The sequence below is a fragment of the Streptomyces sp. WG7 genome, from assembly GCF_049975785.1.
In the GTDB taxonomy this organism is placed as follows: Bacteria; Actinomycetota; Actinomycetes; order Streptomycetales; family Streptomycetaceae; genus Streptomyces.
Window position 1 is genome coordinate 14992 of the sequence record NZ_JBNGGE010000019.1, and the last position, 13579, is coordinate 28570.

Genomic DNA, 13579 nt, shown 5'->3' on the forward strand with positions numbered 1-13579 from the left:
GGAGGAGGAGCCGGCTCAGACCGGCGGGGCGATGAAGACGCCTCGGTCGGGGTCGTTGAAGGACTCCCTGGCGACCAGTTCGTTCATGGGGTTGGCGGTGCCCCACTGGTCGGTGACCTCGGGCTGGGAGAAGTCGTAGACGTGCGGGTGCCAGGTGTCCTCGTCCAGGCACTCCAGCTCGGTGGTGTATTCGACGGTGTTGCCGTGCGGATCGAGGAAGTAGGTGAAGGTGTTGTCCCCGGCCATGTGCCGGCCGGGACCCCAGATTTTCTTGAAGCCCGCGCGGATGACCCGGCCCGAGCCGCGCATGTACTCGTCGATGCCGCGCATCTCGAAGGAGACGTGGTGCAGGGCGGTGTGCGGGCCCTGCGCGATGGCCATCGAGTGGTGCTGGTTGCTGATCCGCATGAAGTGCATGACCTCGCCCATGTGGGGCGAGCTGAGCGTGTCGGAGAGGGCGAAGCCGAGGTGGCGCTCGTACCACTCGCGGGTGCGGTTCAGGTCGGGGGAGTTGAGGACGACGTGGGAGAGCTTGACCGGGATGGACTCCTTCTCCTCGATCCGGCGGTGCCGGCGCACCTCGACGTCGGCGGAGACCTCGATGGTGCGCCCGTCGACGTCGAAGAACCGGAAGCCGTAGCCGCCGCCGGGCGTGTCCACCTTCCCCGGCCGGGAGACCAGCTGGACGCCGCCCGCGAGCAGTCGCTCGGCGAGGGTGTCGACGTCGGCGGCGGAGGCGGCGCCGTAGGAGACGAGGTCGAGGCGCTTCTCGTCCGCCTTGCGCAGCCGCACGACGTACTGCTCCGGGGAGCCCTCGGCGGCGAGGAAGGAGATGCGGGAGTCCTCGGCGACCTGGGTCAGGCCCCAGACGCCGGCGTAGAAGTCGAGCTGCTTGTCGTAGTCGGGAACGGCGAGGTCGACGTGACGCAGGTGGGTGAGCAGGCGTGCGCTCATGGGTTCCTCCTCAGACGAGGGTGAGGTCGAGCAGGGCGGCGGCGTTCGCACCGCGTACGGCGGCGGTGTCGGCCTCGGACAGGCGTGCGGCGCGCAGGGCGCCGACCGGGTCCCCGGTCCCCATGTCGAAGGGGAAGTCGGAGCCGAGCAGCACCCGGTCGGCGCCGGCGACGCGGACCAGTTCCCGCAGGACGTGCGGGTCGTGGACGAGGGAGTCGAAGTACAGCCGCTTGAGGTAGCTGCTGGGCGGGTGCGCGCAGCCGGCGCCCGCGTCGGAGCGGGCCGACCAGGCGTGGTCGGAGCGGCCGATGTGGGTGGGCAGGTAGCCGCCGCCGTGCGCGGCGATCAGCTTCAGGCCGGGGTGGCGGTCGAGTACGCCGGAGAAGATGAGGTGCGAGAGGGCGACGGCGTTCTCGGTGGGCTGGCCGACGGTGTTGGACAGGTACCACTGGTCCAGGCGCTCGTCCAGCGTGCACCCGAAGGGGTGCAGGAAAAGGATCGCGCCGGTCTCCTCGGCCCGGGTCCAGAAGGGCTCGTAGGCCGGGTCGGAGAGTTCCCGCCCGGGCGCGTGGCTGGAGATCTCCACCCCGGCCAGGCCCTGTTCCAGGGCGTGGTCCAGGGCGCGCACCATGAGGTGAGGGTGCTGGAGCGGTACGAGACCGAGCCCGCGCAGCCGGTCGGACGCCTTCGCACAGTGCGCCGCCGTGGCCTCACCCGCGAGCCGGCACAGCTTCTCGGCACTCTCCTCGTCGGCCCAGTAGTGGTAGTGCGACGGGGAGGGGCTGACCAGCTGAACGTCCACGCCCTGCGCGTCCATCGCGGCCAGGCGCACGGCGACATCGGTCAGCCGCGGGATGCGCTCGCGGACCATGGGGCCGCTGACGGCGAGTGCGGCGGGCCCGTTGCGCCGGGCGTCCAGCTCCCTGGCCTCGGCGTGGCCGGGCAGGCCGGCCACGAGTGACTCGACCTCGGGGAGCAGGACGTGTGCGTGCACGTCGATGGTGGGCCGGTTCACGGCAGCTCCCTGAGCATCGCCATGGTGCCGGCCATCAGGCCGGGCACGTCGGCGTCCCGGACCCCGTCGAGCTGCCACCGCCCGATCTGCACCGACGCCTCGACGACCGGCCGGACACGGGCGACGCGCCGCTCGTAGTACGCCTGGAACAGCGCGTCGTCCCAGGCGTCGTTCCCGGTGAGCATCTGGGCCAGCACCCAGGCGTCCTCCAGGGACAGGGCGGCGCCCTGGGCGAGGGTGGGCGGGCAGCAGTGGGCGGCGTCGCCCACGAGGACGACCCGGCCGCGGTGCCAGGAGCCCTCGACGAGCATCCGGTCGAACCAGGTGTAGTTGACCTTCGCCGGGTCGGTGATGTGCTCGGTGATCTCCGGCCAGTGGCCGCCGTACGCGGAGGCCGGCCGGCGCATCTCGTCGGCGTAGGACTCGGGCGGTATGGAGGCGCGGTCGCGGTTGGCCTCGACGACGTACGCGTACAAGGTGTTCTCGCTGGTGGGGCAGTACCCGGCGATGTAGGCCGGGCCGCCGTAGGCGAGGTCGGTGCGGGTCACACCGGCCGGGCGGGGGGCGGCGACGCGCCAGATGGCCATGCCGGTCGGCTCGGGTCTCGCCGTGATGCCGATCGCGGCGCGGGTCGTGGAGCCGAGGCCGTCGGCGGCGACCACCAGGTCGTAGCGGTGCTCGGAGCCGTCGGAGAGCCGGACGCGGACACCGTCGGGGTCCTGGCCGAGGATCTCGGCGGTGGTGCCCAGGCGGACCGACGCGCCACTGGCGCGCACCGCCTCGATGAGGATCCGCTGGAGCCGCGGGCGCTGCATGCCGACGGTGGCGGGCAGGTCGTCGCCGCCGGTGCGCAGGTCGTCCTGCACGTGCAGGACGGTGCCGTCGGGGGCGGTGATGCCGACCGAGCCGAAGCCGAAACCGGACGCCTGCACCCGCTCCCACACGCCGAGTTCGCGCAGCACGCGCAGGGCGTTGCCCTGGAGGGTGATGCCGGAGCCGGCGGTGGCGTTCCAGTCGTCCTTGGCCTCGACCAGGTCCACGGTGAGACCGGCACGGCGCAGCAGGACCGTCACGGCGTTGCCGGCCGCACCTCCGCCGATCACCAGGACCGTACGGGCGTTGCTCATGGGGAACTCCCTTGTTCCGCTGGTTACTTGACGGCGACCGGGTTGACGGGCGAGCCGACCGCGCCGGTGATGGGCAGAGGAGCGGCGGTGAGCCAGAAGGCGTACTCGCCGTCGGCCGCGCAGTCCTCGGCGAGCGCGTCCGGGTCCCACATCTCGCCGATCAGCAGGCCGAGGTGCGGGATGGCGACCTGGTGCAGCGGCTGGAAGGCGTGCGCGAACTCGTTCGGGCGGACCTCGAAGCCCCAGGTGTCGGTGGCGATCGCGGCGATCTCGGTGCCGTGCAGCCAGCCGGCCGCGGTGAACGACAGTCCGGGCGCGGGGCCGCCCGCGTACTCGCCCCACCCGTCGCGGCGGACCCGGGCGAGCTGCCCGGTGCGCACCACGACGATGTCGCCGCGCCCGACGCTCACACCGTGGGCCTCGGCGGTCGCGGTCAGGTGCTCCTCGGTGATCGCGAACCCGTCCGGCAGCTCACCGTCCTCGCCGATCACCCGTCCGACGTCCAGGAGCACTCCGCGTCCGGCGACGTGCGGGGCCATGTGCTCGATGCCGGTGACCAGGTCGCCGTCGGAGGTGACGACCTTCTCCGCCGGGCGACCGTTCCACGCCTTGCCGTGGTCGAAGATGTGGCCGAGCCCGTCCCACTGGGTGGAGCACTGCAACGGCATCGCGATCACGTCGTCGGCGCCGCCGATGCCGTGCGGCAGCCCCTGGTTGCCGAGGGCCGCGTCGGTGCCGGTGTCGAGCATCGTGTGCACCGGGTTGGTGCGCCGCCGCCAGCCCTTCTGCGGGCCGTTGATGTCGAAGCGCTGGGAGAGGGAGAAGCTCGCACCCTTCCGGACCAGGGCGGCACCCTCCCGGCGCTTCGCCTCGTCGAGGAAGTTGAGGGTGCCGAGGACGTCGTCCTCGCCCCAGCGGCCCCAGTTGGAGTACGCCTGCGCGGCCTTCGCTATCGCGCCCTCGGGGTCGGTGCGGTCCGGGGTCACGGTGCCTCCTGTGCGACGCAGCGGGTGCGCTGGGCGCCGAGACCGGTGATGGAGGCGTCCATGACGTCGCCGTCGCGCAGCAGCCTGCCCCAGTGCATGCCGTTGCCGGCCGGGCTGCCGGTCAGCACCAGGTCGCCGGGCAGGAGACGGGCCGTCTGCGAGGCGTAGGACACCATGCGCGCCACGTCGAAGATCATGTCCTTGGTGGACTCGTCCTGCATCGTCTCGCCGTTCAGCTTCAGCGTCAGCAGCAGGTCGTCCGGGTCCGCGATCGACTCGGCGGGCACGATCCACGGGCCGAGCGGAGTGAAACCGGGCGCGTTCTTGCTGCGCAGCCAGTCGGTGCCGATCTGCGGCATGTCCCGGCGGAAGACGGTGGCGCGGTCGGTCAGGTCGTTGGCGATCGTGTACCCGGCGACGTGGTCCAGCGCCTCCTCGACGGAGACCCGGTGGGCGGGCCGGCCGATCACCGCCGCCAACTCCAGCTCCCAGTCGGGCTTCTCGGCCCAGGCGGGGAGCACGACGTCGTCGTACGGGCCGGTGATCGCGCTCGGCAGGCCGATGAACACGTACGGCAGGTCCTCCGCCGCCCGCCGGTCCATGATCTCCGCCGCCTCCGCGCGCCGCTCCGCCTCGGGCCGGTCGTCACCCGGGGCGCGGTGCGCGACGTGCAGGTCGATCACGTGCTGCCGGTAGTTCGCGCCGGACTGGAACACCTGGCGCGGCTCGACCGGCGCGTGCACCCGGAACTCCGCGAGCGGCTCACGGGCCCGACCGGTGCCGTCGGCCAGCGCCCGCAGCCGCGGCAGTGCCGTCTCCCAGCTCTCCAGCAGTGTCCGGGTGGTCAGCCGCTCGTCGTCGAAGGCGACGCGCAGATCGAGCACCTGGGCGTCGGCGGTGACGAGGGCGGGGAAGGCCGGCCCGTCCTGGGCCGACAGCGTGCCGAGGGCGAAGGGGCCGGTGAACGGCGCGGACGCGGGTGCGGGTTTCACGTACATGTCCTCCTGATTGCGGTGGCACTAATCTGGACCCCCCACCGCCGATCAGGGAAATAGATTCTGTGGATGACTGCCATCCATGGCCTGAATTCCACCTGGTCGGCGTCGTTCAGCCAAGGGAAGAGCCGTGCAACTGAGTAGCCTGGACCTCAATCTCGTCGTCGCCCTGCGCGCCCTGCTGGAGGAACGCAACGTCACCCGTGCCGGGCAGCGCATCGGCCTCAGCCAGCCCGCGACGAGCGCCGCCCTGGCCAGGCTGCGCCGGCACTTCGACGACGACCTGCTCGCCCGTGTCGGCGGCCACTACGAGCTCACCGCCCTCGGCCAGGTCCTCCTGGACCGCACCGCCAACGCGTACGACGTGCTGGAACGCCTCTTCGCCAGCCAGGCCGACTTCGACCCCGCCAAGGAGAGCCGCGAGTTCGAACTCGTGGCGTCCGACTACGCCGTCGCCGTCTTCGGTACCGAACTCGCCCGTGTCGTGCACGAGGAGGCACCCGGCATCCGGCTGCGCTTCGCGCAGACCCCGCCCACGGTGGTGGACGCCACGGACACGCTGCTGAGCACGACCGACGGCCTGCTGATGCCGCACGGCGTCATCAGCGACTTCCCCGCCACCGACCTCTACGAGGACCGCTGGATCTTCCTCGTCGCCGACGACCACCCGAGCGTCGACGACCGGCTCACCCGCCACGACCTCGCCCGGCTGCCGTGGGTCACCTACCAGCGCACCTACGACGCGCCCGCCGTGCGCCAACTCGGCATGCTCGGCATCGAACCCCGGGTCGAGGTCTCCGTCGACAGCTTCCAGCTGCTGCCCCTGCTGGTGGCCGGCACCCGGCGCATCGCCCTGATCCAGGCCCGCCTCGCCCGGCTGATGGGGCCGCTCGCCGCCGTGCGGGCCGTGGAGCCGCCGTACGAGGCGGTGCCGCTGCGGGAGGCGATGTGGTGGCACCCCGTACACACGCACGACGCCGCCCACATCTGGCTGCGGGAGACCGCCGCGCGAGTCGGCAGGCGGATGGCGGAGGCGGACGAGATCCGGGCCGCCACCTGATGCGCGCGTTCCGGTGCACGTACCACCGGAACAGGAGGCATCCATGGGATGGATCACGAGCATCCGGAACGCGGATCGTGCCGGGGTGGTCAGGCCGTCGCCCGGACCGCACGGTCATGGCACATCGGGGGCGGGCGGGCCGGCTTCCTCAGTGCCGTGAGCCGTGAGCCGTGAGCCGTGAGCCGTGAGCCGTGAGCGTGAGCCGTGAGCGTGAGCCCTGGGCCCGGCGGCCGGGGTTTCGGGTTGTCACGGGGCTCCGCAGTCCCGAGACGAGGACGGCTGGTCTGCGGGTTGTCGCGATCGCGGCGCTGAGGCACCGGGATCTCCGGACGCGGGTGTCCATCGGCGCGGAGTGACGCGTTCGGGCGCCGATGCCCTTCGTCCTCCTCCCTCGTCCGCGTGCGGGCACGCCGGTACGGCGGCCCGGGGAGCGGGCCGCCGTACCGGTGCCGCGGGGGTCAGCCGCGGTTGATGACGAACTGCGAGCCGGGCTCGACGCAGACGTCGCTCTCCGCCGAGTCGGTGATGGTCACGTCCGTGAGCGTGGCGCTGCCCCGGGCACCGCTCATGGCGAGGATGCCGCAGCCGTTGACCGACTTGTCGATACGGACGCCGGTGACCTTCACGTCGGGTATCGAGCCGCCGCCGGTCTTGAACTGGATGCCGTCGTAGGTCGAGTCGTGGATGTCGGTGTCACGGATGGTGACGCCGGGGATGTCGGGGCCCTGCGCGAAGAGCGTGATGGCGCCGAACTCCTGGTCCTCGTTCCAGAACGCGCCGCCCGTGCGGTGCAGGGCGTTGCCGGCGATGAGGGTCTGCCCGGAGAAGGGCAGCGGGTCGTGGTCGGTGGCGAGCATGATGCCCGGGTAGTTCATGGTGTCGGAGATCAGGTTGTTCTCGATGGTGTTGCCGTAACCGCCGTACACCGCGATGCCGTTGGCGCGCCAGGGCAGCTGAATGGTGTTGTTGCGGAAGTGGTTGTCGTGGCCGATGTCGACCGAGGTGTCCTTGACGTACTTGTTGGACCAGACGGCCAGGGCGTCGTCGCCGGTGTTGCGGAAAGAGGAGTTGTAGACGGTGGAGTTGCGGGTGCCGTTGGTGAAGTTGACGCCGTCGGCGTAGGTGTTGCGGATGCGCACACCGTTGAACTCCAGGCCGTCGCCCGGGTTCCACAGTGCGGGGATGTTGTCGTAGTTGCGGCCGACCCAGGCGCCGACGTTGGCGTGCTCGATCCAGACATCGGTGATCTTGGTGTTCTTGCCGAAGCGGCCGTTGAGCGCGACGCCGCCCTCCGCGTTGCCGTCGCCGCCCCGGATGGTGCCGGAGCCGAAGATGGCGATGTCGGAGATCTTGGTGTTGTCGTCGATGTCGAAGCCGAAGTTGCCCTCGTGCGGGTGGTTGATGCCGCCGGCCTCGTGCGGCGGGGTGAGCGAGTACAGCTGCGAGTGCCACATGCCGGCGCCGCGGACGGTGACGTCACGGATGCCGACCTGGTTGAACTGACCGCGGTTCTGCGGGTCGTCGGTCAGGATCTTCTTCTCCTGGCGCCACTGCCCGGCGGGGATCCACACGCAGTCGATCTCGCCCTCCTGGTCGGCGGTGACGGCACGCTGGATCGCGTCGGCGTCGTCGATTCCGTCGTTGGGCACGGCACCGTACTGGGTGATCGAGGTGCACGCCGCGGGCTTGGCGGCGGGGGCGGCGACCTGCTCCAGGTCGATCAGGTCGATGACGTAGAAGGCGGCGGAGTCGCCCGCGTCCCGCTGGAGGCGGAACTTCGTGCCCGCCGGGTAGCTCTCGGTCAGTAGCGCGTTGGACTCGTCGAAGAGACGGCGCGCGTCACCGCCCGGGGTGTTGGTCAGGCCCTCCGGGTCGTCGGTGGTGCCGTAGAGCCAGCTGTGCTTGGAGGAGAGGGTCAGCTTCCGGACGAACTGCCCGTCGGCGTAGAGGCTGATCGTCGCCTCGCGGCCACCGCCCGCGGCCGCGTCCGGGACCGAGTTGCGCACCACGATGGAGTTGGCGGCGTCGGTGGAGGTGAACTCGACGTGGTCACCGGTGTCCTCCAGGCGCACCGACTGCCGGCCGGAGGATTCGGTGGCGAAGTTGGTGTGCCCGAAGGTGCGCTTCTCGTCCGCGGTGAGGAGTGTCCCCCGGTAGCTGCCGTTCTCCGCCTCGTACTCCGTGTAGGGCACCGCGGCCCCGCGTCCCACGACGATGGAGCGCGCGAAGACGTTGTTGTTCTCGTCGGTTTCCTCGACCGTGCCGGTGGCGTCGGCGGTGGCGGTCAGCGTGGCTCCGCCGTCGGCGGCCTTCCAGGTTCCGTCGATGGCGACGGTGGTGGTGGCTCCCGCGGCGATGGCCCCGGTCGTACCCGCGAGAGCGGTGTCACCGGCCCTGAGGCCGGTGATGGTGCCGGCCGGGACGGCGGTGGTGCCGCGGTTGTTGACCGCGACGGTGAAGGAGACGGAGGAGCCGACCGCGGGCGATGACGGGTTGCTGGTGATGCCGGTGACCCGCAGGTCCGGGCCCGGGCTCTGTGCGATGGTCAGCTTCCTGTCCGCGGTACGGCTGTTGTTGCTGTCGTCCAGCTCGGCGACGGTGTCCGTCGGGTCGACGGCGGCCGACACGGAGTACGAGCCCGTCGGGCGCTTGCCGACCGGGACGGAGACGGTCGCGGACGAGCCGGCCGGGAGTGCGGCGACCGGGGCGGAACCGGCGACGGCGCCCTCGACGCTGACGTTGACGGTGGTCGCGGGGGCGGCGGAGGTGCCGGCGTTGCGGACGGTGGCGTCGACCGTCACCTCGTCCTTCTCGGACGGAGTGCTCGGGGACCAGGTCAGGTCGGTGACGACGAAGTCCGGGTGGGGAGCCGGCTTGCCGAGCACCTGGAATTCGGCGACCTGGGCGCCGGGGGCACCGGTGTTGGCGTGGAAGGACAGCCTCAGGTCCGCGAAGCGTCCGGTCACCGGGATCACCACGGAGTTCCTGTCCGAGGGGCTGAAGGCGTAGTCGGCGCGTGTCTTCACCGAGCTGAACGCGGAGGCTCCCTCCTTGCGTCCCAGCACCTCCAGCGACTGCTGCCGCGACTGCCACTTCGGGTCGGGGTTCAGCTTGACGACCACGGCCTCGACGTCCGCGTCGGCGCCCAGCTTCACCGTCAGGTCGGAGGGGAAGCCCGTCGACTCCCAGTAGGTGGTGAGGTCGTCGTCATTGGCGTTCCGTGCCACGTAGTTCTGCGTGGTGGATGTGGCCTCGATCGGCTTGTGACGTGCCAGGTTGAGACCTTCGACCGGCGGGTCGACGGGGCCTTCACCCGTATCGCCGTCCTCGCCGTAGATCTCCAGCTCGGACAGCTGCGCCGCGTTCCAACCGGAGTTGGCGGCGACCTCTACGCGGACGAACCGGGCGGTGGCGGAGGGCAGGTCGACATCCACGGTGTTCGCCGCGGACGGCGCGAACGCGTGGGCCTGCGTGCCGGCCAGCGCGGTGAAGGACCCACCGTCGGCGCTGCCGAGGACGGCCAGGGACTGGGAGCGTCCCTCCCAGCCGGTGGGCAGCTTCAACGTGACGCGGTCCAGGGCGACTTGTGCACCCAGGTCGACCTGCACCCACTGGGGGAAGGAGCCGGCCGGGCCCTCCCAGTACGACTGCTGACTGCCGTCGGTGACGTTCGTCGCCGGGTATCCGCCGTGCGCCCCTCCGGCCGTCGCCGCTCTGCCGAGCGCGAGATTGGGATCGCCGTCCGCGGCGTACCCGGGGGCGGGCAGCAGCCCGACGGTGAGCAGGCCCGCTGTCAACAGGCCGACCCCCCAACGTCTGCTCACATGTGTGCCGTTCATGGTGGCCCTTCCATGATGCGGGCAGGACGCCCCCCCGTCACCGTCTCCGGAACCCGCGCAGCCCCATGGGCACGACGGGGTCCTGAGCGAGGTGGCAAGGTTGGGCGCCGGGAACCCGGCCTGAATCTGACTGGCAGGTGCGACAGCAAGCCAACTTCTTGAGTGATTTGATGACTTGCTTACGTTGTTGAGGTGGAAGGTTTCTATCGCGGGCCGGTTTTGTCAACGGATCCGTCACTCCGAACGTGGCTGACGTGCCCGGGAAACACAGCGGCACCGGTGTCACGGTCGCGCGAAGCGAACGGTGATACCGGTGCCGAAGAGGTGATATCGGTCAGACGAGTGCAGTGGTGATACCGGTCGGACGGGTGGGGGAGTGATGCGCCCGACCTGGGTTCGCCAGGTGCCGGCGGTCAGCGCCTCCGGGCCGGCGCGGTCGATCCGCGGACGACGAGTTCGGGCTCGAAGAGGAGCTCTCCGGAGTGGGGCTGGGGCCCCTGGATCTGGGCGCAGAGCAGGTCGACCGCCGCGCGTCCCATCGCCTCGATGGGCTGACGCACGGTCGTCAGGGGCGGAGCCGTCGAAGTCATGAAGGCCGAGTCGTCGAAGCCCACCACCGAGACGTCCGCGGGGACCGAGAGTCCGCTCCGGCGGGCGGCCCTGATGGCTCCGAGCGCAAGCGGGTCACTGCCGCAGACGATGCCGGTGACGCCGTGCTTCAGGAGTCGCGCGGTCGCGGCCTGACCGCCTTCCAGCGAGAAGATCGACCGCTGCACGAACTCGTCGGGCAGGGTCAGGCCCAGGGCCTTCGCCGCCGCCGTGGCCGCCTCCAGCTTGCGACGCGAGGGAATGTGGTCGGCGGGGCCGATGACCAGGCCGATCCGCTCGTGTCCGAGAGAGGCGAGGTGGCGCCACGCCTGCTCGATGGCGACCGCGTCGTCACACGAGACGCACGGGAAGTCCAGACCCTCGATCGACGCGTTGACGAGGACCACCGGAACACTCCGCTCGGCCAGCAGGTGGTAGTGCTCGTGCGGCGCGTCGGCCTGCGCGAAAAGCCCTCCGGCGAAGACCACCCCGGAAACCTGCTGTTGAAGCAGCAGGTCCACGTACTCGGCCTCGGCCACCCCGCCCTTCGTCTGGGTGCACAGCACCGGCGTGAGTCCTTGCTGGGCGAGAGCGCCCCCGATGACCTCGGCGAAGGCCGGGAAGATCGGGTTCTGCAGTTCCGGCAGCACGAGGCCGACGAGCCGGGCGCGTTCCCCGCGGAGCTGCGTCGGGCGTTCGTACCCCAGGACGTCCAGCGCCGTGAGCACGGACTGCCGGGTCGCATCGGAGACACCGGGCTTGCCGTTGAGGACACGGCTGACCGTGGCCTCGCTGACCCCAACCTTCTTCGCTACCTGGGCAAGTCGTCGCGTCATGCACGCAAGCCTATCGCAAGCTCCGAAATTTCTTGCGTCCCTCTCTTCTCGGCCTGGCCGTAGCCCGGCCACCCTCCGGCCTGCTGTCCTGAACCTGATGCCGTCGATGCCACGGTAGACGACGTGGCGGCCGGGGGCGCCCGTCCGATCCGTCAGGTGTTCGCCAGGCGGGTTCGCCAGGCGGGTTCGCCGGGCGGGTTCGGGGGTGCCGGCCCGTGCGGTGGAGGTCCCGGCGAAGCGAAGACGGCCGGTGGACGGCTCGCGAGGCCGTGAGTCCGCGCGCAGTGCGCTGCCCTCGCGGACGGGGCCGGAGACGAGCCCGCTGCCCAGGCGCGCGTTCGATGTCGGAGGCCGCGATCGCCTGCCGCTCGGGTCGGCATCGCTGAGGGCAGTGCGTCCGCCGGTGAGCTCCCTTGCGGTTCCGCGCCCCGCGGAGCGGAGCGATCGCCCGCCCGGCGGCGCGGACTCCAGGGTGCCGGCCGGCGGTGCCGGCCGGCGGTCTCGGCTCGGCAAGGTCTCGCGCTCGCGAGCACATCACTGACAGCGCCTCAGCCGGGGAGCGCGGGCAGTGGGCTCCGGTCGAGCCCGAAGCGGCGCTCTCGATGTCATCCACAAGTACAGCTCCTGATAGGCCATCGGCGAGTAGAGGTCGTGACACAGTCGTAACCTTGCAACTCTGGATCAGAATATTGCGTGCATCTGCCGACCGTCCTATCGTGACGCTCCGATCAGGGCAGCGCTTGGGCGTCACCTCGGAGGAGCCGCAATGAAGCCCCGTAAACTCGTGATCCTGCTGACCGCAGGTCTCGTACTGACCACCGCGGCCTGCGGCGGTGACTCGTCGGACTCCGATGCGGGAGGAGGCGTGACGATCACCGTGGCGTGCCAGCCCCCGAAGACCGCACCGAAGCAGCGCGAGGCGTGGAACCAGGACGTCGCCACGTTCGAGAAGGCGCATCCGGGAGTGAAGGTCAAGAGCACCGACCAGCAGCCGTGCTTCGACCCGAAGACCTTCGCCGCGAAGCTCGCCGGCGGGCAGATGGAGACCGTGTTCATGGTGCCGGTCACCAACTACGCCGACGTGATCTCCAAGAAGCAGGCGAAGGACATCACCGGCGTCACGGACCTGGTGAAGAACTACGGCGACATCAGGCAGGACGTCAGGGACATGGTCACCGTGGACGGCAAGGTCTACGGCGTTCCCAACGTCAGCTACAGCGTCGGTCTGGTCTACAACCGCAAGCTGTTCGAGGAGGCCGGTCTCGACCCCGACGCCCCGCCGAAGACGTGGGACGAGGTCAGGGCCGCCGCGAAGAAGATCGCCGATCTCGGTGACGGTTACGTCGGGTACGGCGAGTACGGCGGCGGCAACGTCGGCGGCTGGCATTTCGCACAGTCCATCTTCAGTCGCGGCGGCGAGATGGTCGTCGACGGCAAGGCCGCGTTCAACAGCCCCGAGGGCAAGGCCGTGCTGCGGACGCTGCACGACATGCGCTGGAAGGACGACAGCGTCGGCAGCAGGGTGCTGATCGGCTGGGAGGCACTGATGCAGCAGATGGCCGCCGGCAAGACGGGCATGATGCTCGGCGCGCCGGACGTCGTCACCGACGTGGTCCAGAAGTTCCAGGGGGAGAAGGACGACTACGGCATCACCGGCATACCGGAGGGCAAGGCGTCGCTGTCCGGCGGCGAGGCCTACATGATCAACCCGAAGGCGAACGCCGCCGAGACCAGGGCGGCGATGCAGTGGATCGACTTCCAGTTCAACACACCGGGCAAGGGCCGTCACGACTACGCCCGCGGCAAAGCCAACGGTGAGGCCGTCGGCGTTCCCAACAACGACTACATGGGCGGCTCCCCGACCGGCCGGAAGATCGCCGAGGACCGGACGGCGAACGCCGTCCTGCCGGTCGAGTACTACCAGCCCTACGTGGACACCTCGAAGAACGTCGAGCTCAAGCTGGAGCCGGCGCATGCCCAGGAACTCTACGCAGTGCTCGACGTGGCCATGTCCGCGGTCCTGACGCGGGAGAGCGCCGACATCGACAAGCTGCTCGAAGACGCCGAGACCAAGGCCAACGGGATTCTGGCCAGGGGCTGACGGCGACTGCCCCGGGGTGTCGCCCGAAGGAGGAGGAGAGCGGTACCCCGGGCCCGGCCGGCAGGAGAGAACAGGAGC

At 70.5% G+C, this 13579-nt stretch carries 9 protein-coding genes; 2 read left to right on the forward strand and 7 right to left on the reverse strand.

Annotation, left to right across the window (positions count from 1 at the left end; genetic code table 11):
• Positions 1-15: 15 nt before the first annotated feature.
• The 5 genes from ACP4J0_RS20035 to ACP4J0_RS20055 are packed head-to-tail and all read right to left on the reverse strand — an operon-like array spanning position 16 to position 5080.
• Positions 16-954, reverse strand: coding sequence for a VOC family protein (locus ACP4J0_RS20035; RefSeq protein WP_426600041.1), 939 nt, complete (start codon positions 952-954; stop codon positions 16-18).
• Between the two features lie 10 nt (positions 955-964).
• The gene (locus tag ACP4J0_RS20040) at positions 965-1969 is read right to left on the reverse strand and encodes an amidohydrolase family protein (RefSeq protein ID WP_426600042.1); all 1005 of its coding nucleotides are present in this window, start codon (positions 1967-1969) and stop codon (positions 965-967) included.
• Positions 1966-3096 carry an FAD-dependent oxidoreductase gene (locus ACP4J0_RS20045; RefSeq protein ID WP_426600043.1) on the reverse strand — a complete coding sequence of 377 codons (1131 nt, stop codon included), beginning with the start codon at positions 3094-3096 and terminating at the stop codon, positions 1966-1968. Before ACP4J0_RS20045 ends, ACP4J0_RS20040 begins: the two co-directional genes overlap by 4 nt.
• Positions 3097-3119: 23 nt before the next feature.
• A complete protein-coding gene (locus ACP4J0_RS20050; protein ID WP_426600044.1) occupies positions 3120-4082 on the reverse strand; it encodes a cyclase family protein in 963 nt (320 codons plus the stop codon).
• Positions 4079-5080 carry a fumarylacetoacetate hydrolase family protein gene (locus ACP4J0_RS20055; RefSeq protein WP_426600045.1) on the reverse strand — a complete coding sequence of 334 codons (1002 nt, stop codon included), beginning with the start codon at positions 5078-5080 and terminating at the stop codon, positions 4079-4081. Before ACP4J0_RS20055 ends, ACP4J0_RS20050 begins: the two co-directional genes overlap by 4 nt.
• Positions 5081-5207: 127 nt before the next feature.
• Between ACP4J0_RS20055 and ACP4J0_RS20060 the strand changes: the two genes are divergently transcribed.
• A complete protein-coding gene (locus tag ACP4J0_RS20060; RefSeq protein WP_426600046.1) occupies positions 5208-6137 on the forward strand; it encodes a LysR family transcriptional regulator in 930 nt (309 codons plus the stop codon).
• A 458-nt stretch (positions 6138-6595) separates the two neighbouring features.
• Here ACP4J0_RS20060 and ACP4J0_RS20065 read toward each other — a convergent pair whose 3' ends face one another.
• A complete protein-coding gene (locus ACP4J0_RS20065; RefSeq protein ID WP_426600047.1) occupies positions 6596-9976 on the reverse strand; it encodes a CARDB domain-containing protein in 3381 nt (1126 codons plus the stop codon).
• A gap of 413 nt (positions 9977-10389) precedes the next feature.
• Positions 10390-11400: a LacI family DNA-binding transcriptional regulator gene (locus tag ACP4J0_RS20070; protein WP_426600048.1), complete on the reverse strand. Its 1011-nt coding sequence runs from the start codon at positions 11398-11400 to the stop codon at positions 10390-10392.
• Between the two features lie 766 nt (positions 11401-12166).
• On the opposite strand from ACP4J0_RS20070, the gene ACP4J0_RS20075 reads away from it, so the two are divergent.
• Positions 12167-13501 carry an ABC transporter substrate-binding protein gene (locus ACP4J0_RS20075; protein ID WP_426600049.1) on the forward strand — a complete coding sequence of 445 codons (1335 nt, stop codon included), beginning with the start codon at positions 12167-12169 and terminating at the stop codon, positions 13499-13501.
• Positions 13502-13579: the final 78 nt, after the last annotated feature.

Coding starts and splice junctions, on each gene's coding strand:
- ACP4J0_RS20035 (WP_426600041.1), bottom strand. CDS start 954: ATGAGCGCACGCCTGCTCACCCACCTGCGTCACGTCGACCTCGCCGTT.
- ACP4J0_RS20045 (WP_426600043.1), bottom strand. CDS start 3,096: ATGAGCAACGCCCGTACGGTCCTGGTGATCGGCGGAGGTGCGGCCGGC.
- ACP4J0_RS20055 (WP_426600045.1), bottom strand. CDS start 5,080: ATGTACGTGAAACCCGCACCCGCGTCCGCGCCGTTCACCGGCCCCTTC.
- ACP4J0_RS20065 (WP_426600047.1), bottom strand. CDS start 9,976: ATGAACGGCACACATGTGAGCAGACGTTGGGGGGTCGGCCTGTTGACA.
- ACP4J0_RS20070 (WP_426600048.1), bottom strand. CDS start 11,400: ATGACGCGACGACTTGCCCAGGTAGCGAAGAAGGTTGGGGTCAGCGAG.
- ACP4J0_RS20075 (WP_426600049.1), top strand. CDS start 12,167: ATGAAGCCCCGTAAACTCGTGATCCTGCTGACCGCAGGTCTCGTACTG.